General features: G+C 73.8%; 18 protein-coding genes. 10 read left to right on the top strand and 8 right to left on the bottom strand.

Going from position 1 to position 23,416, the window contains the following annotated elements:
- The first annotated feature begins 122 nt into the window (after positions 1 to 122).
- The gene (locus tag SGA01_RS04110) at positions 123 to 878 is read left to right on the top strand and encodes a GntR family transcriptional regulator (protein WP_141293344.1); all 756 of its coding nucleotides are present in this window, start codon (positions 123 to 125) and stop codon (positions 876 to 878) included.
- Between the two features lie 21 nt (positions 879 to 899).
- Here the strand turns inward: SGA01_RS04110 and SGA01_RS04105 are convergent, their stop codons facing one another.
- Both SGA01_RS04105 and SGA01_RS04100 read right to left on the bottom strand, forming a co-directional pair.
- The gene (locus SGA01_RS04105) at positions 900 to 2,765 is read right to left on the bottom strand and encodes a rhamnogalacturonan lyase (RefSeq protein WP_167533999.1); all 1,866 of its coding nucleotides are present in this window, start codon (positions 2,763 to 2,765) and stop codon (positions 900 to 902) included.
- Positions 2,766 to 2,834: 69 nt separating this feature from the next.
- Complete coding sequence (locus SGA01_RS04100; RefSeq protein WP_174867200.1) at positions 2,835 to 4,163, bottom strand: phytase; 1,329 nt, start codon at positions 4,161 to 4,163, stop codon at positions 2,835 to 2,837.
- Positions 4,164 to 4,347: 184 nt separating this feature from the next.
- Between SGA01_RS04100 and SGA01_RS04095 the strand changes: the two genes are divergently transcribed.
- On the top strand, positions 4,348 to 4,962 hold the full coding sequence (locus SGA01_RS04095) for an ArsR/SmtB family transcription factor (protein WP_141293342.1): 615 nt from the start codon (positions 4,348 to 4,350) through the stop codon (positions 4,960 to 4,962).
- An 11-nt stretch (positions 4,963 to 4,973) separates the two neighbouring features.
- Complete coding sequence (locus SGA01_RS04090) at positions 4,974 to 6,215, top strand: MFS transporter (protein ID WP_141293518.1); 1,242 nt, start codon at positions 4,974 to 4,976, stop codon at positions 6,213 to 6,215.
- Positions 6,216 to 6,325: 110 nt separating this feature from the next.
- On the opposite strand, the gene SGA01_RS04085 is transcribed toward SGA01_RS04090, so the two are convergent.
- A complete protein-coding gene (locus SGA01_RS04085) occupies positions 6,326 to 7,858 on the bottom strand; it encodes an amino acid permease (protein ID WP_167533998.1) in 1,533 nt (510 codons plus the stop codon).
- Positions 7,859 to 7,930: 72 nt separating this feature from the next.
- Positions 7,931 to 8,905, bottom strand: a complete 975-nt coding sequence (locus SGA01_RS04080) for a hypothetical protein (protein ID WP_141293340.1) — start codon at positions 8,903 to 8,905, stop codon at positions 7,931 to 7,933.
- A gap of 303 nt (positions 8,906 to 9,208) precedes the next feature.
- Between SGA01_RS04080 and SGA01_RS04075 the strand changes: the two genes are divergently transcribed.
- From SGA01_RS04075 to SGA01_RS04055, 5 genes are all read left to right on the top strand, one after another.
- Positions 9,209 to 10,747, top strand: a complete 1,539-nt coding sequence (locus SGA01_RS04075) for an FGGY family carbohydrate kinase (protein WP_141293337.1) — start codon at positions 9,209 to 9,211, stop codon at positions 10,745 to 10,747.
- Positions 10,744 to 12,162 (top strand): FAD-dependent oxidoreductase, encoded by a 1,419-nt coding sequence (locus tag SGA01_RS04070; protein ID WP_141293335.1) that lies wholly within the window; start codon positions 10,744 to 10,746, stop codon positions 12,160 to 12,162. The genes SGA01_RS04075 and SGA01_RS04070 overlap by 4 nt, the downstream gene beginning before the upstream one ends.
- A complete protein-coding gene (locus SGA01_RS04065) occupies positions 12,159 to 13,385 on the top strand; it encodes an FAD-dependent oxidoreductase (RefSeq protein ID WP_141293333.1) in 1,227 nt (408 codons plus the stop codon). Before SGA01_RS04070 ends, SGA01_RS04065 begins: the two co-directional genes overlap by 4 nt.
- A gap of 24 nt (positions 13,386 to 13,409) precedes the next feature.
- Complete coding sequence (locus SGA01_RS04060; protein ID WP_141293331.1) at positions 13,410 to 13,886, top strand: NUDIX hydrolase; 477 nt, start codon at positions 13,410 to 13,412, stop codon at positions 13,884 to 13,886.
- A 105-nt stretch (positions 13,887 to 13,991) separates the two neighbouring features.
- Positions 13,992 to 14,228 (top strand): hypothetical protein, encoded by a 237-nt coding sequence (locus SGA01_RS04055; protein WP_174867204.1) that lies wholly within the window; start codon positions 13,992 to 13,994, stop codon positions 14,226 to 14,228.
- Between the two features lie 18 nt (positions 14,229 to 14,246).
- On the opposite strand, the gene SGA01_RS04050 is transcribed toward SGA01_RS04055, so the two are convergent.
- Positions 14,247 to 15,452, bottom strand: coding sequence for a cytochrome P450 family protein (locus SGA01_RS04050; RefSeq protein ID WP_141293514.1), 1,206 nt, complete (start codon positions 15,450 to 15,452; stop codon positions 14,247 to 14,249).
- A gap of 110 nt (positions 15,453 to 15,562) precedes the next feature.
- Entirely contained in the window at positions 15,563 to 17,512 is a 1,950-nt protein-coding gene (locus tag SGA01_RS04045; RefSeq protein WP_141293512.1) for a potassium channel family protein, read from the bottom strand.
- Positions 17,513 to 17,900: 388 nt separating this feature from the next.
- Between SGA01_RS04045 and SGA01_RS04040 the strand changes: the two genes are divergently transcribed.
- On the top strand, positions 17,901 to 19,166 hold the full coding sequence (locus tag SGA01_RS04040) for a D-alanyl-D-alanine carboxypeptidase family protein (protein ID WP_141293327.1): 1,266 nt from the start codon (positions 17,901 to 17,903) through the stop codon (positions 19,164 to 19,166).
- A gap of 213 nt (positions 19,167 to 19,379) precedes the next feature.
- Here SGA01_RS04040 and SGA01_RS04035 read toward each other — a convergent pair whose 3' ends face one another.
- A complete protein-coding gene (locus SGA01_RS04035; RefSeq protein ID WP_141293325.1) occupies positions 19,380 to 21,785 on the bottom strand; it encodes an ATP-binding cassette domain-containing protein in 2,406 nt (801 codons plus the stop codon).
- A gap of 149 nt (positions 21,786 to 21,934) precedes the next feature.
- The gene (locus SGA01_RS04030; protein WP_141293323.1) at positions 21,935 to 22,177 is read right to left on the bottom strand and encodes a DUF5133 domain-containing protein; all 243 of its coding nucleotides are present in this window, start codon (positions 22,175 to 22,177) and stop codon (positions 21,935 to 21,937) included.
- 139 nt (positions 22,178 to 22,316) lie between these two features.
- Here SGA01_RS04030 and SGA01_RS04025 point away from each other — a divergent pair, with 139 nt between their 5' ends.
- Positions 22,317 to 23,354 carry an NAD-dependent epimerase/dehydratase family protein gene (locus SGA01_RS04025; RefSeq protein ID WP_055645019.1) on the top strand — a complete coding sequence of 346 codons (1,038 nt, stop codon included), beginning with the start codon at positions 22,317 to 22,319 and terminating at the stop codon, positions 23,352 to 23,354.
- Positions 23,355 to 23,416 lie beyond the last annotated feature (62 nt).

Here is a 23,416-nt window from a genome sequence, read left to right as displayed (position 1 = left end):
CGGCGCGACGCTCGTTTCGGCCACTCTGCCGGGCCGCTCTAGCGGAATGGTTTAGACCAATGATAGGAATTGATCACCGATACGGCCCATGCGGTCACGCTGTGCTTAGAGAGGGTTTGATCATGGCCGAGCCCGATGCCGAGGCGGCCGAAGTGCCGCTCTACCTCCGGGTCGCCGCCGTCCTGCGCGAGGACCTCGCCCACCGGCGCATCTCCCCCGGGAGCCGGCTCCCTTCGGAACGTTGCCTGTCCCAGCGCTACCACGTCAACCGGCAGACGGTCCGCAGCGCGCTCCAGCTCCTGCGGGACGAGCGCCTCGTGGTCACCGACCGCCGGGGCACCTTCGCCGCGGCGGCGGGCGCCGATCCCGCACCGCCGCCGCTCACGGCCCGCCGGCCGACCTTCCCCGGCGGTCCGCGCGTGAGCGAGGCCCTGGTGCGGGCCTCGCTCACCTGGGAACCACCGCCGACCCCGCTCACCTCCCGGCTGCTGCTCGCCCCCGGCGAGCCGACGCTCGTCCACCGCCATCTGGTGTTCGGGCCCCAGGGGGCGGCGCTCCAGCGGGCCGTGTCGTGGTTCTCCCGGCCGGCGCTCTCCGAGATTCCCCAACTCGCCCGCTACCGGCGGATCAAGGACAGTCATCACCAGCCCGACCTACGACTCCTCTACCACTGGATGCACCAGGCGGGGCTGCGGGTCACCCACCGGGAGTCGGTCGGCGTGCCACCCGTCCCGGTCGGCACGGCGGCGGCGAACGACGGCGCGGCCCGGCTGCTCGTCCACCGGGTGGTGAGCGACCAGCACGGGCACGCGCTGGAGATCACGGACATCGACTTCTCGGCGCGGTCGGCGGCCTGGACCTACGAGTTCAGCGCCTGAGAGGAGGGTTCTCCCGCCCCGCTACGGCGTCGTGACCAGCGGCCTCGGCGGGGTCCGCATGCCGTTGCCGATGTGGAAGCTCGGGTGCGGGGGCTGGTTGTAGGCGGTGTTCTGCCAGGCCAGCCCTGTGCGGTACATGGTGTCGTGCAGCAGGGTCGTGATCCGGGTGCCCGTCTCGTAGGGCGTCGAGTAGATCCGCAGCGCGGTGTTGTCGCTCGTGCGCCACACGACCTCCTCGCGCCAGTCGCCGAGGATGTCCCCGGAGAGCGCGGGCGTCGCCTTCGTGGTGTTGTTCGAGGCCACCGAGCCGCCGGTGAGAAGCCGGGTCTCGCCGGCCGTCCCGTACTTGTCGATCCGGGTCCCGTCGAGGAGCTCCCGGGTGGTGTCGCCGTCCCACCAGTTCAGGAAGTTGGCGGACGAGGGCTCGCGGCCCTTGGCGGCCCCGGCCTCGTCCCGTACAGAGGTGTCGGACGAGGACCACACCTCCGCTCCGTCGTTCCCGGCCCAGATGTCGCCGGCGACCCCGCGTCCGTTGTCGCAGCAGGCCGCGAGCTGCCAGCGGACGGAGCCGTTCGCCGGGTCGATGTACAGCTGGGCGGGTTGCGAGGAGGACTCCGAGACCTTGAAGTACTCCAGGCCCGCCGTGCCCGGGTCGAGATCGCCGAGGTGCTGGGCGTCGCCGTGGCCCGTCCTCGTGGTCCACAGGCCGTTGCCGTTGTCGTCCACGGCCATCGCGCCGTAGACGATCTCGTCCTTGCCGTCGGCGTCCACATCGCCGACGGAGAGGCTGTGCGAACCCTGGCCGTCGTATCCCTTCCCGGTGTTCGTGGAGCTCGACGAGTCGAAGGTCCACCGGCGCGTGAAGGCGCCGTTCCGCCAGTCCCAGGCGGCGATCACGCTCCGCGTGTAGTAGCCGCGCGCCATGATCAGCGAGGGCCTGGCGCCGTCGAGGTACGCGGTGGCCGCGAGGAACCGGTCGACCCGGTTGCCGTAACCGTCGCCCCAGGAGGAGACGGTGCCGCGCGCGGGCACGTAGGCGGTGGTGCCCATGGCGGCGCCCGTGAGCCCGTCGAACATCGTCAGGTACTCGGCTCCCGTCAGGACGTAGCCGCTGCTGTTGCGGTGGTCGGCGGAGGCGCTGCCGATCACCGTGCCGCGTCCGTCGACGGTGCCGTCGGCGGTCTTCATGGCCACCTCGGCCCGGCCGTCGCCGTCGTAGTCGTAGACCTGGAACTGCGTGTAGTGCGCGCCGGAGCGGATGTTGCGGCCGAGGTCGATCCGCCACAGGCGGGTGCCGTCGAGGGTGACGCCGTCGACGACGGTGTTGCCGGTGTAGCCGGACTGGGAGTTGTCCTTGGCGTTCGTGGGCTGCCACTTGAGGACGAAGTCCAGGTCGCCGTCGCCGTCGAGGTCGCCGACGGAGGCGTCGTTGGCCTCGTAGGTGTACGCCACCCCGTCGGGCGTCGTACCGCCGGCCGGCGGGGTGATCGGCACGTCCTTGTAGCCGGTGCGGAGCTGCACGGCGTGGACGGAGTCCGCCTGCTCGACGCCGCCGACGACGGCGCGGACCGTGTAGTCGGCCTGGCTCGGCGCGCCCGCGTGGAAGTAGTTGGTGGACGCGGTGACGGGGGCGGCGTTGACCTTTGAACCGGCCCGGTAGACGTTGAAGGCGACGGAGTCCGGGTCGGTGCCCAGCCAGCGCCAGCTGACGAGGTTCCCGGTCCCGGTGTGGACGCTCACCACGCCCCGGTCGAGCCGCTCCACCTGCCGCGCGGTGGCGGCGGACGCGGTCCCGGTGGTCGCGGTGAGCGCGGCACAGGTCACCACACCGGCCACGAGCGCGGTGGCCAGACGGCGGGCGACGACGGGTACTTGCGGGTACTGCACGAGTCCTCCAGCGGGGGAAGAGAGCCGTTGCGTACCTCCCAGTCGTCGCCGCCCCGGGATCGGTTGCCGTCAGTCGGTGTCGCGCGGGTCGAAGGACTCCGTGTCGACGCGCAGGGGCCGGGGGAAGGCGCGGGCCACCGACTCCCAGGGAGTGAACTTGAAGTTCGTGCTCTCGCGGTCGCCGTCGGCGGGCGCGGCCTCGCCGTCGTGGGTGACGAGCAGGCCCCGCGGGAAGCTCCGGCCGAGCGGGACGTTGACCACGGTGCTGCCGTCGGAGTGCTGCACGCCGTCGGTGGCGGCGCCGTCGCCTATCGCGAACGAGCCGAGGTAGGTGTTGTCGCCCTTCCGGTCGTAGGCGGCGAAGGTGTTGTCGCCCTGGCTGGAGGCGAGGACGTAGCCCGCGCCGTCGCCCGCGTGGTAGACGGTGACGCCCTCGGCGTCGGCGCTCAGGTGCCTGCCGCCGAAGCCGGGGTCGTTCGCGGCGTCGAGGACGCACTCCTCCTCGGCGCTGTCGTACGTCCACGGAGTGCCGTACTCGCGGACCCGGTCGAGGAGTACGGGCTTCTCGAACTCGGCGTCGTCGAGTTCGACGCGCCACAGGCCGACGGCCTCCTGGGCCGCGTAGAGGACCTGCTCCTCCTGGTCGACCGCCATGCCCTCGACCTGCGGGCGCTCGCCGGGGTCGGCGCACGGCCGCCAGGAGGCGCCGTCGGGGAGGGTGAAGGAGGCGGGCAGGTCGAGGGTGTCCTCGGTGCGGTAGCCGACCCGGCCGCCCCGGTCCTCCAGTTCGAGCAGGCGCAGGCTCGTCTCCTCGCGCCGCGAGACCACGACGTACGCGTCGTCGTCGTCGCTGTACGCGGCGAGACCGTACGTGGTGCGCTGCTCGTCCACCTCGGACTCGTCGGCGGCGAAGACCGGCGCCACGTCGGCGGCGGTCACGTCGCGCAGGGGCGGGCGGCCCTTGGCGACGGCGACGGGGTCGATGGCGTAGGCCCGGACCCGGTCCCGGCCCCGGTCGCTGACGAGGGCCAGGTCCGTCTTCCGGCCGGCCAGGTCGAATCCGTAGACGATGTCGACGTTGTTGAAGCGGCCGGGCGCGGCGTCCTCGCCGGGGGCCTGCGGCGCGGCGATGTGCTGGAGGCGGCGTCCGTCGAGGCCGTAGACGTCGAGCCCGGCCTCCTTCAGGGTGCCGATCACGATGCTCCGGTCGGGGCGCGTCGGGTCGACCCACACGGCGGGGTCGTCGGCGTTCGCGTTGCCGCCGGCCTCGTCGTCGTACACGGCGGGCGTCTCGACGCGCGCGGTGACGGTGGCGGGGACGGGCTGGGTGGTCGCGGTCGCCGCGGTGACCACCGCGAGGGCGGCGGCGGCGATGGCGGTCAGAGCGGAAGCGCTCACGGTACTCCTCGGTGGCGTGTCAGGACGGGCGAGACGCTACGGACGGAGGGTGGAGCATCGGGGTCGCCGGAGTGAACGCCGGATGCACCGTGAACCCCCGGTGGGTGAGCGGGAGATACCCACGGTCCGACTCCTCTTCACAACATCTCTTTTGAAACAACTGTTGTAGGTCTAGGCTCGGCGCATGGTTGATTCCTCTGCCGGATCCGGCGAGTTACCGGGACAGGACGTCGAGCTCGACACCGCCGCCCTGCGCGTACTCGCCCACCCGTTGCGCGTGAACGTCCTCACCCTGCTGCGCGAGCGTGGCCCGTCCACCGCGACCCGCATCGCCGACGAACTGGGCATCAACCCCGGCGCGGCCAGTTACCACCTGCGTCGACTTGCGTCGGGCGGGCTCATCGTGGAGGAGGCGGACCGCGGCACCGGACGCGAGCGGTGGTGGCGATCCGCCCATCGCCAGTCGATCCACGATCCCGCTGCCGCACCTGCGGAGCAGCGCGAGGCCGGACGCGCTTACACGCACGCGGTCGCCCTGGCCGCCGCGGATCGCCTGCGCAGGGCTGCGCACGAGGTGCCGCTGCTCCCTCAGGAGTGGCTCGACGTCACTGCCTACAGCGACTTCCTTCTGCACCTGACTCCACACGACCTGGACCGTATGCGAGCCGAGATCTTCGAAGTGATCTCCCGGTATCGGCATGGCGAGAGCGAGGCGCCCGAAGGCTCCTCGCCGGTAGCACTGCACGTGCAGGCGTTCCCGGTGCTCGGCCCGGCCCTGCCGTCGGCCGGTGACGCGTGACCGCGCACCCTGTGGCCACCTCCGGGCGGCCGGCTTACCGGGACGTCAACGTCCTGCGCTGGCTTACCGCGTACACGGCTTCGGTCACCGGCGACGTCGTGTACTTTCTCGCCCTGTCCTGGGCTGCCACACGCGCCGGCGGACCGTCGCAGGTGGGCCTGGTGGTCGCCGCGGGAGCTCTTCCGCGGGCGGTTCTCATGCTCGCCGGGGGCGTGGTGGCCGACCGGTTCGGGCCGCGCCGAGTTGCCGTCGCCAGCGACGCGGTTCGGTGCGTGGTGATCCTCGCCGCCGCCGCTGCGGTCATGGCGGCCTCCCCGAGCGTGTGGCTGCTCGTCGCGGTGGCGTTGACCTTCGGCGTGGTGGACGCGGTGTTCATGCCGGCGGTGGGCGCGCTCCCGCCGCGTATCACGGAAGCAGCACAGCTCGCCCGCGTCCAGGGGATGCGCGCGTTGTCGATCCGGCTGAGCAATGCCGTCGGCCCGCTCCTGGCGGGAGCCGTCCTGGTGCTGGGTGGTGCGGCCGGTGCGTTCACGGCCGCAGGTGCTCTGTTCGCCCTCTCGCTCGTCACGCTGCTCGGCGTGCGGATCGCTTCCTCGACGGAGGTGTCTCAGCGCGTCTCCGCCTGGCGTGAGCTGGGTGACGGTTTGCGCTACGTCCGCCGTCACCGGATGCTTGCCCCGCTGGTCACGGTGATCGGGCTGGGCGAGATGTGCTTCAGCGGTCCGGTCGCCACCGGTTTGGTGCTGCTGGCCGACGAACGCGGCTGGGGCGCCTCGGGAATGGGGTGGATCGCCAGCGCGTTCAGCATCGGCGCCGCGGCTTCGGCCTTGCTGCTCACCGTCTCGACCCGGATACCGCGCGCGGGGTCGGCGATGTGTGGAGCGCTGCTCGTCACCGCGGTGGGAGCGGTCGCCCTGGGGCACGCGCCCTCGCTGCCCGTCGCCGTCGCGTTGGGCGCCTTGATCGGACTGACCAGCGGGTTCACGACCACGGTGACCGGTGCCCTGGTGCAGACGGAGACGGAACCCCGCTACCTCGGACGGGTCACCGCGCTCACGACGCTGTGCACGCTGGGCCTCGCGCCCGTGCTTTTCCCGGCCGTCGGTATCACGGTGGCCCTGTGGGGGGCGGACGTGTTCTTCGTCGGATGCGGTGCGATCTGCCTGCTCGCCGCGGCGCTCGGCCTCTCCGTCCCCGTGATCCGGCGCGCCGAGCTCCGCCCGTCCGGCTCCGGGTCCCCGGCCGACCGGTGACGGGACCGGACGGGCCGGTTCGTCCGTACGTCAGCCGGACGGGGACCCGGACCTCGCGGCGCGGCCCGAGGCTCGGGCGGGGCGGAGCGGGGCGGAGCGGACCGGGGCGGCTACACGATTCCCTCGGCGATGTCCGCCTCCTCGCGGGCCGTGCCGTACGTCGTCGGGGTGCCGTACGAGCGGCGGGCCACGTACCACCAGACGCTGGCCAGGACGAGGACGACGGCGAGGGCGATCACGGCGTAGTTCATGGTGTCGACCGTCACGGGGGACTTCTGCGGCAGGCAGAAGAGGACGGTCACCAGGGCCACCCACACGACGGCGGTCCAGCCGATCGGCTTGCTCCAGCGGCCCAGGCTCCACGGCCCGGGGGTGAAGCGCTTCCCGGCGCGCAGGCGGAGGTAGATCGGGATGGCGTAGGCGGGGGTGATGCCGATGACGTTGATCGCGGTGACCGCGCCGTAGGCGGTGGCGGAGTACAGGGAGGGTACGGCGAGCAGCGCCGCCACGGCGACGGCCAGCCAGACCGCCGGGACCGGGGTCTGGGTGCGGGTGCTGACCTTCCGCCAGAGGGCGGAGCCCGGGAGGGCGTTGTCGCGGCTGAAGGCGAAGACCATGCGGCTCGCGGCGGCGACCTCGGCGTTGCCGCAGAAGAGCTGGGCGACGATCACGACGAGCAGGAGGGCGGTGGCGCCGCCCGAGCCGAGCGCGTCCAGGAGGATCTGGGCGGGCGGCACTCCGGTCGCGGTGTTCTGCGTGGCGGCGTAGTCCTGGATGGCGAAGCTCAGTCCGGCCAGGAGGGCGAAGCCGGCGATCCAGGAGACCCAGATGGCCCGCACGATGCCCTTGGCGGCGGTGACGGAGGCGTTGGAGGTCTCCTCGGAGAGGTGGGCCGAGGCGTCGTAGCCGGAGAAGGTGTACTGGGCGAGGAGCAGGCCGATCGCGGCGACGTAGAAGGGGTTGGCCCAGCCGGTGTCGTTCACGAACTCCGTGAAGACGAACTCGGCGGACTGGTGGCGGTCGGGGATGAACGCGAGCGCGCCGACGATGACCGCGACGCCCGCGAGGTGCCACCAGACGCTGATCGAGTTGAGGACGCTGACGAGGCGGACGCCGAAGAGGTTCAGGACGGCGTGCAGGAGGAGGATCGCCAGGAAGATGAGGAAGGTGGAGCCTGCGGTGGGTTCGAAGCCCCACTGGAGGTTGAGGAAGGCCCCGGTGAAGAGGGCCGCTCCGTAGTCGATGCCGGCGATGGCCCCGAGCAGGCCGAGCAGGTTCAGCCAGCCGGTGTACCAGCCCCAGCGCCGCCCGCCGAGCCGGTCCGCCATGTAGTAGAGCGCGCCCGAGGTGGGGTAGGCGCTGGTCACCTCGGCGAGGGCGAGGCCCACGCACAGGACGAAGAGGCCGACGCCGGCCCAGCCCCAGAGCATGACGGCGGGTCCGCCCGTGCCCATGCCGAAGCCGTACAGCGTCATGCAGCCGGAGAGGACCGAGATGACGGAGAAGCTGATCGCGAAGTTGCCGAAGCCGCCCATGCGGCGGGCCAGGACCGGCTGGTAGCCGAGCTCTCTGAGTCTCGCCTCCTCGTCCTGGGCGGGGGGTGGCTTGCGTATCGCGTCGGCGGGAGCTGCGGTGCGGGACATGGGGACCTCCGGGGGGACGGGCGGTTGAGCGGGAGCGGGTCGTACACGTACGAGGGGGCGCCGTGGCCCGCGTCAGCCGGTGAGGCAGCGGGCTCGGGCGCGTAGGAAGATGTCCTCCGCCAGGGCCCGGTCGTCCGGCCGGGCCGTGCGGTAGGCCCACGGCAGCGTCGCGTAGTAGGGGCCCAGGGCCTTGAAGACCCGGGCCGCGTCGTCGAAGCGGAGGGCGCCGTAGAGGGCGTGTGCCAGGTGGTTCAGGTCGAGCAGGGAGGCCTCTTCGGTGGCGCAGAAGAGGAACCACGTGTCCAGGGCGCGCTCGGCGTCGCGTACGGCGTCCTCGGCGACCCAGTGGAGGTCCAGTGCGCGCTCGTGGCCGCGCTCGCGCCGGTAGCGCTCGACCCGCACATAGAGCGGGAGGGCGTGCAGGGCGGAGCCGACGGGCGCCGAAGTGGCGGCCCACTGGGCGTAGTTGACGGCCTCGGAGAGCGGTCCGGGGCTGCGGGCGTAGACGAACTGGAGCATGCGGTGGTGCGCTTCGCGGTTGTACGGGTCGCGCTTCTCCGCCTCGGCGAGGAGCCCCCAGGGGCCGGGGGCCAGCATGGGGGCCGGCGGGGAGAGCCGGTGCTCGGCCATGCGCTGGCGTCCGTCGAGGGCGGCGAGGGCGAGGAGGCCGACCCAGGGCACGGGGTCGGCGGGGGCCAGTTCGGCGGCCTCGCGGCACGCGGTCCAGGCCTCCTGCCAGAGCTCGCGGGTGCGGGCGTGGCCGGCGCGGTGGGCGCGGACGGCCCGCTCGACGGCGACGCGGCTGTGCATCACGGTCGCGGCGATGCTGCCGGGCTGCTCGGTGCGCCAGGCGTGGACGACGTCGGTGCCCGCGGCGACGGCGGCGAGGACCTGGGTGCGCCGGGTCCAGCCGTCCCACCCGGAGGTCTCGTCGAGCAGCCGGGCCATGGCCACCCAGCGGCCGGTGCGCAGGTCCTGGACGGCGTTGCGCAGGGCGTGGTCGTGCCCCGCGGGGTGGTAGACGGGCCGGAAGCCCTGTGCGGCCATCAGGGGGTGGGGCCTGGTGTGGGTGACATGCTTCCTCGGTGGATGGAGGGGGGTGGTCAGTCCCCCGACGGCCTTCCTGCCGTTGATCGGCGATCACTATAGAGGGCACTGGACTCGACCAGTCCACTCTTCTCGGCGACGGTAACTATTAAGACAGCGACTGGATTTGACTTACTGTCAGGTAGACGGGACCGACCTGACGGTGTCGTTCGCCGGCACTTGACGCGGGCCCCGGGCGACGGCACCCTGACGCTTTTCGGTGATCGGACGATCACCCTCCGATCCGGCGGCGGGAGCAGCGGAATGACGGGCGGCCCGGTACTCGCCGTGGACCAGGGAACGTCGGGCACGAAGGCGCTCGTCCTCTGCCCGGAGCGCGGGGTGATCGGCACCGGCACGGCTCCGGTCCGGCCCCGCCACCTCCCGGGCGGCCTCGTCGAGGTCGACCCTCGTGAGCTGTACGACTCCGTCGTCGCGGCCGGGCGGGCGGCGCTGGCCGAGGCCGGCACCCCGGTCACGGCCGTCGGTCTCGCCAACCAGGGCGAGACGGTGCTCGCCTGGGACCCGGCGACCGGCGATCCGCTGACGGACGCGCTGGTCTGGCAGGACCGCAGGGCCGCCTCCGTCTGCGACGGACTCGCCGACCACGCCGAGCTGTTGCACCGGCTGACCGGTCTGCCCGTGGACCCCTACTTCGCCGCGCCCAAGATGGCCTGGATCCGCCGTCACGCCACCGGCGCCGGGGTGGTCACCACCAGCGACGCCTGGCTCGTCCACCGGCTGACGGGCGCCTTCGTCACCGACGCGGCCACCGCCGGACGTACCGGGCTGCTCGATCCGGACACGGTCGCGTGGTCGGAGACGGCGCTCGACCTGTACGGCCTGGGCGGCGAGCGGCTGCCCCGGGTGGTGGACTGCGACACCCCGGTCGGCACCACGACGGCCTTCGGCCCGCCGCTGCCGCTGACCGGCCTCCTGGTCGACCAGCAGGCCGCCCTGCTCGCGCAGAGCGCGGGCGAGCCGTCCGCCGCCAAGTGCACGTACGGCACGGGCGCCTTCCTCCTCGCGCGGACCGGGCCGGAGCCCCGGCGCGTCCCCTCGGGCCTGGTGAGCTGTGTCGCCTGGCGGCTCGGCGGGCGCGTCGAGCACTGCCTGGACGGCCAGGTGTACACGGTGGCCTCGGCCGTCCGCTGGCTCACCGACCTGGGCGTGCTCGCCGGAGCGGAGGAGATCGACGCGGTCGGCGGCGGTGTGCCGGACACCGGCGGGGTCACGTTCGTGCCCGCGCTCGCGGGCCTCGCCGCGCCGTGGTGGCGGGGGGACGTGCGCGGCTCCCTCACCGGGCTCGGTCTGGACACCTCCCCCGGCCATCTGGTGCGCGCGCTGTGCGAGGGCATCGCCGCCCAGGTCGTGGAGCTCGCCGCGGCGGTCGCCTCCGACCGGGGAGCGCCGCTGACCTCGCTGCGCGCGGACGGGGGGCTGACCCGGTCGGCGCTGCTCATGCAGACCCAGGCCGACCTGCTGCAACTCCCCGTCGAGGTGGCGTCCTCGCCCGACGCCACGGCCCTCGGGGTGGGCGCGGTCGCCCGCCTCGGCCTCCACCCGGGGCTCGCGCTCCACGAGGCGGTTCCGGAGTGGAAGCCCTCGGCCGTCTACGAGCCCCGGATCGGTGCCGACGAGGCCGCCGCGCGCCTGGCCGCGTTCCGCGCGGAGGTGTCGGCGCTGGTCGACCGCGGCGGCGCGGGCGCGGGCGCGGGGGGTGCCGGCGGCTCCGGGGGCGCGGAAGGTGTCGCGGGCGCCAGGGGTGCGGAAAGTGCCGCAGGCGCCGGGAGTGCCGGGTGAGCGTCACCCGTACCGGTCCGCTGCCCTCGGGCCCGGAGGCCGAGTACGACGTCGTGGTCGTCGGCGCGGGAGTCGTCGGCTGCGCCATCGCGCGCGCTCTCGCCCGCCACCCCTTGCGGGTCGCGCTCGTGGAGGCCGCGAGCGATGTCGGCGACGGTACGTCGAAGGCCAACACCGCGATCCTGCACACCGGTTTCGACGCCGCACCGGGCACGCTCGAAGCCCGGCTCGTCCGCGAGGGCCACCGGCTGCTCGGCGCGTTCGCGGGCGAGGCGGGCATCCCCGTCGAGCCGCTCGGCGCGCTGCTCGTCGCCTGGGACGAGCAGCAGCGGGCCGCGCTCCCCCGCCTCGCGGAGAAGGCGGAACGCAACGGACACCGCACCACCCGGCTGCTCTCGGCCGACGAACTGCGGCTCCGGGAGCCGCACTTGGGGCCGGGTGCGCTGGCCGCGCTCGCCGTTCCCGGCGAGTCGGTGATCTGCCCGTGGACGACCACCCTCGCGTACGCGACGCAGGCCGTACGGTCCGGGGTCGACCTGCATCTCGACTGCCGGGTGGAGAAGGTCCGTACGGGCGATCCCTGGCACCGGCTCGTCACCCGGCGCGGGGTGCTGCGGACCCGCCACCTGGTGAACGCCTGCGGCCTCCACGCCGACGCCTTCGACGCGCTCCTGGACCGCCGCGACTTCACCGTCACCCCGCGCCGTGGCCAGCTGCTCGTCTTCGACAAGTTCGCCCGCGACCTGGTGCGCCACATTCTCCTCCCCGTCCCCGGGCCGCTCGGCAAGGGTGTGCTCGTCTCGCCCACGGTGTACGGGAACGTCATGCTCGGGCCCACCGCCGAGGACCTCGACGACAAGACCGCCACCGGCACGACGGCCGAGGGACTGGCCGGGCTCCGCGAGCAGGGCGGCCGGATCGTGCCCGCGCTGCTCGACGAGGAGGTCACGGCGGTCTACGCGGGCCTGCGGGCCGCCACCGGGCAGGAGGACTACCGGTGCGCGGCCCACCCCGCGCTGCGGTACGTCACGGTGGGCGGGATCCGCTCCACCGGGCTCAGCGCCTCCCTGGCACTCGCCGAGCATGTGCTGGGGCTCCTCGCCGACTGCGGTCTCGAACTCGGGCCCGAGCGTCCGCTCGCCCCCGTCCGCATGCCGAATCTCGGCGAGGCCTTCCCCCGCCCGTACCGCGACGCCGAACTCATCGCGCGGGAGCCGGAGTTCGGGATGATCGTGTGCCACTGCGAGCGCGTGACGCGCGGCGAGATCCGGGCCGCCTACGCGTCGGACATCCCCCCGGCGGGCCCGGACGGGCTGCGCCGCAGGACCCGCGCCCGGGGCGGACGGTGCCAAGGGCACTTCTGCGGCGCGGAGATACGGGCGTTGAGCGAGGAGTACGGGCAGGGGGCGCGATGAGCCGCGTGGTCGACGTGCTCGTCGTGGGCGCGGGGCCCGCCGGGCTCGCCGCCGCCGCTCGGCTCGCGGCGGCGGGCGCCGGGCGGGTCGAGGTGCTGGAGCGGGAACGCGCGGCTGGGGGCGTACCCCGGCACTGCGGGCACCCGGGGTTCGGCGCGGACCACCGGGGACGGCCGCTGGACGGCCCGGGGTACGCGCGCCGCGCGCTCCGGGCGGCGCTCCGCTCCGGGGCCGCCGTCCGTACGGGGGTCTCCGCCACCGGCTGGGCCGGGCCGCTCAGCCTGGACGTCACCGCGCCGACCGGGCTCGAACGGATCCGGGCGAAGGCCGTGGTCCTCGCGACGGGGGCACGCGAACGCCCGCGCAGCGCACGGCTCGTACCGGGCACACGGCCGGCCGGAGTGCTGACGACGGGCGAACTCCAGCAGACGGTGGGGTTGTCCGGCTCCGGCGGCGAGGCCGTGCGTGGGCGGCTCGGGCGGCGGGCGGTGGTCGTCGGCGGTGAGCCGGTGGCCCGGCACGCGGTGCGGACGCTGCGCGCGGCGGGCGTGGAGACGGCCGCGGTCGTCACCGAACTCCCGTGTGCGGCGCATGGCTTCGGAGCCGTACCCGTCCTCACGCGGACGGCGGTGGTCGAGCTGCTGGGCCGGGGGCGACTGACCGGGGTCGCGGTCCGGGGGCGGGACGGGGTGACGTCCGTGCTGCGCTGCGACACCGTGGTGTTCACCGGGGACTGGATCCCCGATCACGAGCTGGCCCGGGCCCGCGGTCTCGCACTGGCGCCGGGCACCCGCGGGCCGGTCACGGACGGGGCGTACCGCACGGCCGAGCCGGGGGTCTTCGCCGTCGGCAACCTCCTGCGCGGGGTGGAACCGGCGCAGGTGGCCGCCGCCGAGGGCCGCGCGGTCGCCGACGCCGTCCTCGACCTGCTCGCCGGCCGGCCTCGGCCGACGGCGGGCGTGCCGGTGCTGACGGCGGGGCCCTTGCGGTGGGTGACCCCCGGGCTCCTCGGTCCGACGGCCGTCCCCCTGCTCGTACGGCCGGACCGGCGGCTCGTACGACCGCTCCTGACCGTCACCCAGGACGGCTCGCCCCTCCGGCGGGAGCGGCTGCGCGGGGATCCGGTTCCCTGGCGTTCGGTGCGGCTCGGGCCGGAGTGGACGAGCGGCGTGGATCCGGCGGGCGGTCCCGTGGTGGTCGGCGCGGAGGAGTACGCGTCCTAGGAACGTTCCGTCAGACTGGCCTGTATGTCGGACAAACGCAGCGCGGGTCTTCTGGTCTTCCGTCATACGGCGGGCAGGGGCGTCGAGGTTCTCATCGGTCACATGGGCGGTCCCTTCTGGGCCTCCAGGGAGCGGGAGGCCTGGTCGATCCCCAAGGGGGAGTACGAGCCTGACGAGGCTCCCGAGGCGGCGGCGAGGCGGGAGTTCCTGGAGGAGCTGGGACTGCCGGCCCCCGAGGGCGTCTGGATCGACCTCGGGGAGTCCCGGCAGCGGAACGGGAAGCTCGTCACCGTCTGGGCGGTCGAGGGGGACCTCGACCCGGGGGCGGTGGTCCCCGGCACCTTCACCATGGAGTGGCCGCCCCGGTCAGGCAACCACCAGGATTTCCCGGAGATCGACCGGGTCGGCTGGTTCATCCCGGAGGAGGCCGCTCCGCTGCTCGTCACCGGGCAGCGGGTCTTCCTGGAACGGCTGACGGAGCACCTGGGCGCAGCCGCGTAGGGCCTGTCCGGCAGGTCAGGGGGACGGCCCCTCACCCCCATTGTCAGACCCGTGCGAGAGGGTGGTGGGCGTAGACCTGTCGAGAGGGAGCCCGACATGATCACGATGACCGCCACCGAGCGCGCCGCGGCCCAGGCGTACCTGCGGCTACTGGAGTCCACACAGGCCGTGCTGACCGATCCGCAGCTCGCCCCGTACGCCGGGGTGATGCTCACCCATCCGATGGCGGAGGCCGACGAGGCCCTTCGCGCGGCGGGCCTTTCGGGGAACGAGGACCGGTTGTTGCGCCTCGTCTCCTCGCTGCGGGCCTCCCCCGCGAGTGTGTGGGGGAGGAGTGGGTAGCGCTTCGGCGGCGGGTCGTCAGGGGGTCGGGCGGACCGGGAGGGTGCGGACGCTGTTGCCGACGAAGCCCGCGTGGCGGGTCAGCTCGCTGTCCAGGACGGCCAGGTCCAGGTCGGGGAAGCGGGTGAAGAGCGCCTCCAGGGCGATCGCGGCCTCCATGCGGGCGAGCGGGGCGCCCAGGCAGTAGTGGGGGCCGTGGCCGAGCGAGAGGTGCTTCGTCGCCGTGCCGCGGGTGATGTCGAAGCGGTCGGCGTCCGGGCCGTGGGCCTTGGCGTCGCGGCCCGCCGCCGAGTAGCCGGCGAGGACGGGGGTGCCCTGGGGGATGAGGGTGCCGTCGACGGTGAGGTCGCGGGTGGGGTAGCGGAACGGGAAGTAGCTGACCGGGCTGTCCCAGCGCAGGGTCTCCTCCACCACGTCCGCCCACGCGGCCCGGCCTTCGAGGACGAGGGCGAGCTGTTCGCGGTGGCCGCAGAGCGCCCGTACGGCGTTGGTGACGAGGTTCAGCGTGGTCTCGTGGCCCGCGATGATCATCAGGAGCAGGGTGCCGATGAGCTCGGGCTGGCTCAGTCGGTCGCCGCCGTCGTCCCGGGCCGCGAGAAGGGCGCTGGTGAGGTCGTCGCCGGGCGCGCGGGCCTTGTCGCCGGCGATGGAGGCGAGGAGCTCGACGAGTTCGCGGTTGGCGGCGACGGCCCGCGCGGGCTCGGTGTCGGTGGCGACGACGAGGCTGGACAGGTGGTGCAGCCGGTCCTGGTGGGCGGGGTCGACGCCGAGGAGTTCGCAGATGACCCCGAGGGGCAGCGGGAGCGCGTAGTGGCGGCGCAGGTCGGCGACGCCTCCGCCGGCGCGGGCCGCTTCGGCGAGTCCGTCGAGGAGTCCTGCCGTGACGGCCTCGACGCGCGGGCGGAGCTCCTCGACCCGGCGTGCGGTGAAGGCGCTGCTGACCAGAGCGCGCAGGCGGCGGTGGTCGGCGCCGTCCGCCGTGGTCATGCCGGGCACGGTGGCGAAAGTGCGCAGCGGCCAGCCGTCGGGTATCCGGCCTTCGGTGAGGGCGGTGAAGTGCTGGGCGCCCTTGGCGACGTCGGGGTGGGAGAGGAAGTCACGGAGCGCGTCGTGGCCGAGGACCGCCATGCCCTCGATCTCGCCGGGCAGGATCACGGGGGTCACGGCGCCCTCGGCGAGGAGCCGGGCGTTGGCCGCGTGCGGGCAGCCGCCGGCCGGGTCCATGCGGTGCGGCGGCCGGCCGGGGGCGGCGCTGTGCGGGGTGTTCACGGAAGGCGCTCCTGACTGCGGAGGGAGGCGGGCCTGTGCGGCACGCAGGCGGTCAGATCCTACGATCAACCTCCGCTCACGGGTGAGGAGTTGTCCGGGGTCCGGCCGGTCGTCCCGCCGCGGCCCAGGAGTTCCGCCAGGCCCCGGCGGGTCGCCGCCACGATCACCCGGTCGCCCGGGCCGAGGACCCGCTCCGGGGCGAGGCGCCAGTCCTGGGCCGATGCCCCGGCCCCGTACGGGACTCCGTACGAACCGGGGCCGCGGTCGAGGGCGATGACCCGCCAGGCTCCGGGTGTGAAGGCCTGGGCGACCGTGCGGTCCTCCAGGAGGGGGTGGTCCGCGACGTCGACGGCGGCGAAGAGGAGGACGCGCCGCTCGACGGGTACGGCACCGAGGACCTGGCGGCCCATCATGGCCCCGGCGAAGGCGGGCGCGGCGAGGTGGGAGACGCTACGGCTCCGGGTGAGCGCCTCGGGGTGGGCGGTGCGCAGGGTGCGGTAGACGGCGGTGGCGAAGTCGTCGTCGTACAGGCGGAGCACGACCCGTAGGTCGGGGGCGGCGGAGCGGGCGGAGAGCGCGGCCTCCAGGTTGGTGATGTCGACGCTGGTCAGGGCGAGCAGGGCGTCGGCCCGGTGGACGCGGGCGGCCTCCAGGACGCCTTCCTCCGTGACGTCGCCGATGACGGTGGGGACGCGCAGCCGCCGGGCCAGGGCGATGCCGCGGGCCTCCGGGTCGGACTCGACGCACACGACGGGGATGTCCATCCGGCGGAGCCGGGCGAGGACGCGGGTGCCGACCTTGCCCAGGCCGAGGAGGACGACGTGGCCGTGGAGCCCGCGCGGCGGCCGGCGCAGTGTGGTCGCCGTGCGGAAGGTGCCGAGGCCTTCGAGGAGGGCGGCGACGATCACCGGGAGCAGGAGCAGGCCGACGAACCCGGCGAGGATCTGGAGGACCTGACGGCTGGTCGACTCGCCGACCGCGGGGTCGCCGATGGCGAAGATGTCGAGGAGTGTCAGATAGGCGGCGTGCAGGGGGTGGTCGCCGGTGGTGAAGGTCGAGGCGAGGGCCAGGGCGAGGACGGCGGACGCGGCTCCGGCGAGGGACCAGCGCAGGCGCCGGGAGAAGAGCGAGGCGACGGGCAGTCCGGTGCCGCCGAAGCGGCCCGCCGGGAGGCTCGGGGTGGCCGCGGTGACCGCTTCGAGGGTGACGGCGGCTCGACCGGTCGCGGCGGCCACCGTGCGGTCGTCGGGCAGGAGGCGCGGGCCGTCGTCGCCGCTGCGCTCGGAGCCCTCGCAGCCCGCCGGGTCGCCCGCCGTGGCGGAGAGCAGGGCGAGGGTGCACCGGCCGGGGTCGGGGGCCGCGCCCGCGGGCGGCGTGCGCTCGACGGCGTGCAGCAGGAGTCCGCCCGCCTGGACGACCTTGCTGGTGCCCGCGACGGCCGCCGCGGCGAGGCCCGGGGCGGCGGTGTCGACGTCGGAGAGGACGGTGGTGGCGGCGTCGAGCTTCTCGGGGTCGAGGCCGGGCTCGGCGACGGCCGCCGCCTGGTCGAGGAGGTTTTCGAGGTGCTGGCCGAGCTTGCGGTTGTACAACCGGATGACCAGGCGGATGCGGGGGTTGAGGCGGCGGGCGGTGAGCGCGGCGCGGATGTTGGTCTCGTCGTCGTCGTGGACGAGGGCCAGCGCGGCGGCGCGCTCGACTCCGGCGTCCACGAGGGCCCGGTCGTCGGCCTCCGCGGCTTCGACGACCCGCAGCGTGCCGGCCGGCTCGCCTCCGTCCGCCTCGCCTCCGGCCGCGCCCGTGGCCGGGCCCGCGGTCGCCGTCCCGGTCGCCGCGGTGGTGCGGGTGACGGCGGCGGTGACGCGCCCGAAGAGGGCGAGCGCCCGGCCCGGGCGGGCGGTGGGGGTGGGCGGGGCGTCGGGACGTACCGGTACGAGGAGGGTGACCCGCTCTCCGTACACCCCGTGCAGCTCGCCCGCGAGGCGGTGGGCGAGGGCATCGTCCCCGCAGACGATCATGTGTCCGGCGGGGGCCGTGCGGGGCTGCCGCTCGATCCTGGTCGCGGGCGCGCCGAAGGGCCCGCCGGCCGGGCTGCCCGGGGCGCGCGCGGGACCGGGCACCGGCCGTGCGGCCGCGTCGGCGGGAGGCGCTCCGGCGGGCCGACCGGCCCCGGGAGGCGCTCCGGCCGGTGGGGCACCGGCGCTCGCGGCCGGAACGGCGTTGGTCTGGTTCGGGTGTGAGGGCACGTCACCAGGATGCCCTGTGGCACCGACAGCGGTCGCCGGTGCCGAAGCGGCACCGCCCTCCCCCGGGCGGGCGCACGCCGTGCGGCCGTACGCCGGAACCTCTACGCCGGTCGGCGCACTCCGATCTGCGCGGGCCACCCCTCCTTCCTACGGTGGCTGAATGATCGTCACGTCAGCTGTCCGTCATGCCGCCGCCGGTACCGCGGCGCTGCTGTTCGTGCTGCCCGCTCCGGCGGCCACGGCCTCCCCCGCTCCTCCCCTCTCCCCCGGCTCCTCCCTGGCGGAGCCGACTCCGCCCGCACCGAAGTTCGTCGACCGCGCGCGGCTCGACCGGCGGGGCACGCAGGTGCAGCGGCTGCCGGGCGCGCCCTCCGTCCCGGAGGTCTCCGCGCTCTCGTGGGTGGTGGCGGACGCGTCCTCGGGCGAGGTCCTCGCCGCGCGGAACGCCCACCGCAAGCTGCCGCCGGCCAGCACTCTCAAGGCGCTCTTCGCGCTCGCGGCGCTCCCCCACAACGACCCTTCCGAACAGCACACCGTGGCCGATTCCGAGCTGACCGGGATCGGGGAGGGCAGCAGCCTCGTCGGGGTCAAGGAGGGGTACACGTACAAGGTGTCGGATCTGTGGAACGGGGTCTTCCTCAGCTCGGGCAACGACGCCGTGCACGTCCTCGCCGCGATGAACGGCGGCTGGGAGTCGATGTCCCGGCAGATGCAGGAGAAGGCCCGCTCCCTCGGCGCCCGGGACACCCATGTGGTCTCCCCCGACGGGTACGACGCTCCGGGTCAGGTGTCCTCCGCGTACGACCTCGCGGTCTTCGGGCGGGCCGGGCTCCAGGATCCCGCCTTCACGCGGTACTGCTCCACGCCGTACGCGGACTTCCCGGCGGGTTCCTGGTCGTACGGCATCGCCAACACCAACCGGCTCCTGACGGGCGCGGATGGCGTGGACCGCTACCCGGGGCTCATCGGCATCAAGAACGGCTACACGACGAACGCGGGCAACACCCTGATCTCCGCCGCGCGCAGGGACGGCCGGACGCTGGTCGTCTCGGTGATGAACCCGCAGAGCGGCGGCGGGTTCACCGTCTACGAGGAGGCGCGCTCGCTGCTCGACTGGGGCTTCGAGGCGGCGGGGCGGGTGCAGCCGGTGGGCTCGCTGCTGCCGGACCGCACGGAGAAGACCACCGCCGAGGCGGGCACCCGGGCCGTGAAGGCGGCGCGTGACCGCGGCCGTGTCGACGAGGACGTCGCCGTCGCGGCCGGTGGGGCGCCGCGCGCCGGGTCGGAGGCGGTGGCCGCGCCCCCCGAGGGCTCCGTGGACGGGGGCGGACCGTCGGCCGGGCTGCCGTTGGCGCTGGTGGGCTCGGCCTGTGCCGCGGCCCTCGCGCTGTGGGCCGTGCGCCGCAGGGCGGCCCACCGGGTCTGACGGCGTGCCGGCGGGCAGGGGTGGACCACAAGGGGGGACGGGGGGTCACGAACCGCCGGTCGTGCGGCGCCACTGGAGACATCGGACGGTCGTCATCGGCGACGGTCCGGTGGGCGCCGCACGGTCCGGCTGCCGGAGGGGTGCCCGTTGATCCGCCGGGCACCCCCTGGGGGTCTCTTGCCGATCCGGCCGGACACCCCTCCGGCTGTGCGGTCAGGCGCCCACGTAGGCCGCGAGGTGCTCGCCGGTGAGGGTCGAGCGGTCGGCGACGAGCTTCGCGGGCGTGCCCTCGAAGACGATCGTGCCGCCGTCATGGCCGGCGCCGGGGCCGAGGTCGATGATCCAGTCGGCGTGGGCCATGACCGCCTGGTGGTGCTCGACGACGATGACCGACTTCCCGGAGTCGACCAGCCGGTCGAGCAGGCCGAGGAGCTGCTCGACGTCGGCGAGGTGGAGGCCGGTGGTCGGCTCGTCGAGGACGTAGATCCCGCCCTTGTCACCCATGTGCGTGGCCAGCTTCAGTCGTTGCCGCTCGCCGCCGGAGAGCGTCGTGAGCGGCTGCCCGAGGCTCAGGTAGCCGAGGCCGACGTCGGCGAGCCTGTCGAGGATCTTGTGCGCGGCGGGTGTGCGCGCCTCACCGTCGCCGAAGAACTCCTCGGCCTCGGTCACCGACATCGCGAGCACTTCGCTGATGTCCTTGCCGCCGAGGTGGTACTCCAGGACCGAGGCCTGGAACCGCTTGCCCTCGCAGTCCTCGCAGGTGGTCGCGACCCCGGCCATCATCGCCAGGTCGGTGTAGATGACGCCCGCGCCGTTGCAGGTCGGGCAGGCGCCCTCGGAGTTGGCGCTGAACAGCGCCGGCTTCACGCCGTTGGCCTTGGCGAAGGCCTTGCGGATCGGTTCGAGCAGCCCGGTGTAGGTGGCCGGGTTGCTCCGGCGCGAGCCGCGGATGGCGCCCTGGTCGACGGAGACGACGTCCTCGCCGGGCGGGATCGATCCGTGCACGAGCGAGCTCTTGCCGGAGCCGGCGACTCCGGTGACGACCGCGAGCACGCCGAGCGGGATGTCGACGTCGACGTCCCGGAGGTTGTGCGCAGACGCGCCGCGGATCTCCAGCGTGCCGGTGGGCGTCCGCACGGTGTCCTTGACCGACGACCGGTCGTCGAAGTGCCGGCCGGTGACGGTGTCGCCCGCCCGCAGCTCCTCGACGGTGCCCTCGAAGCAGACGGTGCCGCCGCCCGTACCGGCGCCGGGGCCGAGGTCGACGACGTGGTCGGCGATCGCGATCGTCTCCGGCTTGTGCTCCACGACGAGCACCGTGTTGCCCTTGTCGCGCAGCCGGAGCAGCAGGTCGTTCATCCGCTGGATGTCGTGGGGGTGCAGCCCGATGGTGGGCTCGTCGAAGACGTACGTGACGTCGGTCAGCGAGGAGCCGAGGTGCCGGATCATCTTGACGCGCTGCGCCTCGCCGCCCGAGAGCGTGCCCGCGGGCCGGTCGAGCGAGAGGTAGCCGAGGCCGATCTCCACGAACGAGTCGAGGGTGTCCCGCAGGGCGGTGAGCAGCGGCGCGACCGAGGGCTCGTCGAGACCGCGGACCCACTCGGCCAGGTCGCTGATCTGCATGGCGCAGGCGTCGGCGATGCTGACCTTCTTGATCTTCGACGCCCGGGCCCCCTCGCTGAGCCGTGTGCCCTCGCACTCGGGGCACGTGGTGAAGGTGACCGCCCGGTCGACGAACGCCCGGATGTGCGGCTGCATGCCCTCCTTGTCCTTGGCCAGGAAGGACTTCTGGATGCGCGGGATCAGACCCTCGTAGGTCATGTTGATGCCCGCGATCTTCATCCGCGTCGGCTCGTGGTGGAGGAAGGCGTGGAGTTCCTTCTTGGTGTACTTGCGGATCGGCTTGGCCGGGTCGACCAGGCCCGACTCGCTGTAGAGCCGGTAGTTCCAACCGCCCGGGGTGTAGCCGGGGATGGTGAGGGCGCCCTCGTCGAGCGACTTGGTGTCGTCGTAGAGCTGGGTGAGGTCGATGTCGGAGACGTTGCCCCGGCCCTCGCAGCGCGTGCACATGCCGCCGGTGCGCTCGTAGGTGGCCTTGACGGCCTTCTTGCCGCCGCGCTCGACGGTGATCGCGCCGCTCGCCCGGACGGAGGGGACGTTGAAGGCGTAGGCGCTGGGCGGGCCTATGTGGGGCTTCCCGAGGCGGCTGAAGAGGATGCGCAGCATCGCGTTGGCGTCGGTGGCGGTGCCGACGGTGGAGCGGGGGTCGGCGCCCATCCGCTGCTGGTCGACGATGATCGCGGTCGTCAGCCCTTCGAGGACGTCGACCTCCGGCCGCGCGAGGGTCGGCATGAAGCCCTGGACGAAGGCGCTGTACGTCTCGTTGATCAGCCGCTGGGACTCCGCGGCGATCGTGTCGAAGACGAGGGAGCTCTTGCCCGAGCCGGAGACTCCCGTGAAGACCGTGAGCCGGCGCTTCGGGATCTCGATGCTGATGTCCTTGAGGTTGTTCTCGCGGGCCCCGAGCACACGGATCGTGTCGTGGCTGTCGGCGGCGTGCGGCGCCGCCGGCCCCTTGCCCGGCCTTGTGGCACCCGTCCTCGGGGCAGCGTGGCTCATCGTTTCTCCTCTGTCGGACGGGTCGAATACATGATCATCGCGATCATTGCACCGCTTCGTCCCCGGCGCCCGGGAAATCGCGATGCCCACGACGGCCACGCTAACCGGGGCCCGACGGCCACGCTTCTCGATTCCTGACGGACCGCAGGTCAGCTCCCCGCCAGGCCTCCCAGCGCCTCCGTCGGCGCGGGCGGGCCCTGGGCGACGTACCGCTCGGCGGCACGGACCGCCTCGTGCGCGGTCCGCTCTCCCATCAGGACGCACAGGGTGTACGCCGTGTCCTCGAAGCGCCGGCGGACCGACAGGTCGCACGGCCTGGCGAGCACGGACCGCTCCTGGGTGCGGTAGTGCCGGAGCAGCCGGTCGACCGTGTTCGCGTCGGGCAGCAGCATCGGGTTCCTCCCTTCTCCTGGCTCCCGAGTCGCTCCATCTTGCAGGTCGTCGACCACGCCCGCGACCCGCACGGACACGGTGCGTGACGGAGCGGGTTCCGGAGTGCGGTTCCGCCGCCCATGGCGGAGGGTCGGAGACATGAACCCGAGCGCGCAACAGCGGGTGGTCGTCACCGGCGCCACCGGCAACGTCGGCACGAGCCTGGTGCGGGCGCTGTCCCGTGAGCCGCGGGTCGGCTCCGTCCTCGGACTCGCCCGGCGCAGGCCCGGCCTGGAGCTGCCCGGCGTGGAGTGGGCCGAGGTCGACCTCTCCCTGGAGGGGGACGAGCCCCGGCTCGCCCAGTACGTGGCCGACGCGGACGCGGTCGTGCATCTGGCCTGGCGCTTCGGTCCGACACACGATCCGGTCGAGACCTGGCGGACCAACGTCCTGGGCGCGGTGCGCGTCTTCGACGCGGTCGCGGCGGCGCGGGTGCCGGTCCTGGTGCACGCCTCCTCGGTGGGCGCGTACTCCCCCGGCCCGAAGGGCGGCGCGCCGGTGTCCGAGGCCTGGCCGACGCACGGCTGGCCCGGCGCCGCGTACACCCGGGAGAAGGCCTATCTGGAACGGGTCCTCGACACCTTCGAGCGCGACCATCCGCTGACCCGGGTGGTCCGGATGCGCCCCGCCTTCCTCTTCAAGGAGGAGTCGGCGAGCGGGCAGCGGCGGATCTTCGCGGGCCGGTTCTTCCCCGGTCAGCTGATGCGGCCGGAACTGCTGCCGCTGCTCCCGGAGTTCGAGGGGCTCCGCTTCCAGGTCCTGCACACCGAGGACGCCGCCGACGCCTACCGGAGGGCGATCCTCCGGGACGTCCGCGGCGCGTTCAACCTCGCCGCCGACCCGGTGCTCGACGCCGACAACCTCGGCCGGCTGCTGAACGCCCGGCCCGTGAAGGTCCCGGCCGGAGCCGTACGCGGCGCACTGTCGGCGGCCTGGCGCCTGCGGCTCGCCCCCGCCTCCCCCGGGCTCTTCGACGCACTGCGGCACATGCCCCTGCTCGCCACCGAGCGGGCCCGGCGGGAGCTGGAGTGGGAACCGTCGGCGAGCTCGCTGGAGGCCGTGGAGGCCTTCCTGCGCGGGGTCCGCGCGGGCACGGGCGACGACACGGCTCCCCTGGCGGGCCACCGCATCGGCTGAGAGCGCGGGGCGGCTGCGCCCGGCCCGACGCGACTGCGCCCGGTCCGACGCAGCCCCGCCCG

Source organism: Streptomyces gardneri (genome assembly GCF_006539185.1).
Lineage (GTDB): Bacteria > Actinomycetota > Actinomycetes > Streptomycetales > Streptomycetaceae > Streptomyces > Streptomyces gardneri.
The sequence above is the reverse complement of the archived record's forward strand: the minus strand, read 5'-3'. Positions and strand labels throughout refer to the sequence as shown.

Excerpts from the sequence above, each read along its gene's own strand:
- SGA01_RS04110 (WP_141293344.1), top strand. The coding sequence starts at position 123 with ATGGCCGAGCCCGATGCCGAGGCGGCCGAAGTGCCGCTCTACCTCCGG.
- SGA01_RS04095 (WP_141293342.1), top strand. The coding sequence starts at position 4,348 with ATGGTTGATTCCTCTGCCGGATCCGGCGAGTTACCGGGACAGGACGTC.
- SGA01_RS04085 (WP_167533998.1), bottom strand. The coding sequence starts at position 7,858 with ATGTCCCGCACCGCAGCTCCCGCCGACGCGATACGCAAGCCACCCCCC.
- SGA01_RS04080 (WP_141293340.1), bottom strand. The coding sequence starts at position 8,905 with ATGGCCGCACAGGGCTTCCGGCCCGTCTACCACCCCGCGGGGCACGAC.
- SGA01_RS04075 (WP_141293337.1), top strand. The coding sequence starts at position 9,209 with ATGACGGGCGGCCCGGTACTCGCCGTGGACCAGGGAACGTCGGGCACG.
- SGA01_RS04065 (WP_141293333.1), top strand. The coding sequence starts at position 12,159 with ATGAGCCGCGTGGTCGACGTGCTCGTCGTGGGCGCGGGGCCCGCCGGG.
- SGA01_RS04060 (WP_141293331.1), top strand. The coding sequence starts at position 13,410 with ATGTCGGACAAACGCAGCGCGGGTCTTCTGGTCTTCCGTCATACGGCG.
- SGA01_RS04055 (WP_174867204.1), top strand. The coding sequence starts at position 13,992 with ATGACCGCCACCGAGCGCGCCGCGGCCCAGGCGTACCTGCGGCTACTG.
- SGA01_RS04050 (WP_141293514.1), bottom strand. The coding sequence starts at position 15,452 with ATGGACCCGGCCGGCGGCTGCCCGCACGCGGCCAACGCCCGGCTCCTC.
- SGA01_RS04045 (WP_141293512.1), bottom strand. The coding sequence starts at position 17,512 with ATGATCGTCTGCGGGGACGATGCCCTCGCCCACCGCCTCGCGGGCGAG.
- SGA01_RS04040 (WP_141293327.1), top strand. The coding sequence starts at position 17,901 with ATGATCGTCACGTCAGCTGTCCGTCATGCCGCCGCCGGTACCGCGGCG.
- SGA01_RS04035 (WP_141293325.1), bottom strand. The coding sequence starts at position 21,785 with ATGAGCCACGCTGCCCCGAGGACGGGTGCCACAAGGCCGGGCAAGGGG.
- SGA01_RS04030 (WP_141293323.1), bottom strand. The coding sequence starts at position 22,177 with ATGCTGCTGCCCGACGCGAACACGGTCGACCGGCTGCTCCGGCACTAC.
- SGA01_RS04025 (WP_055645019.1), top strand. The coding sequence starts at position 22,317 with ATGAACCCGAGCGCGCAACAGCGGGTGGTCGTCACCGGCGCCACCGGC.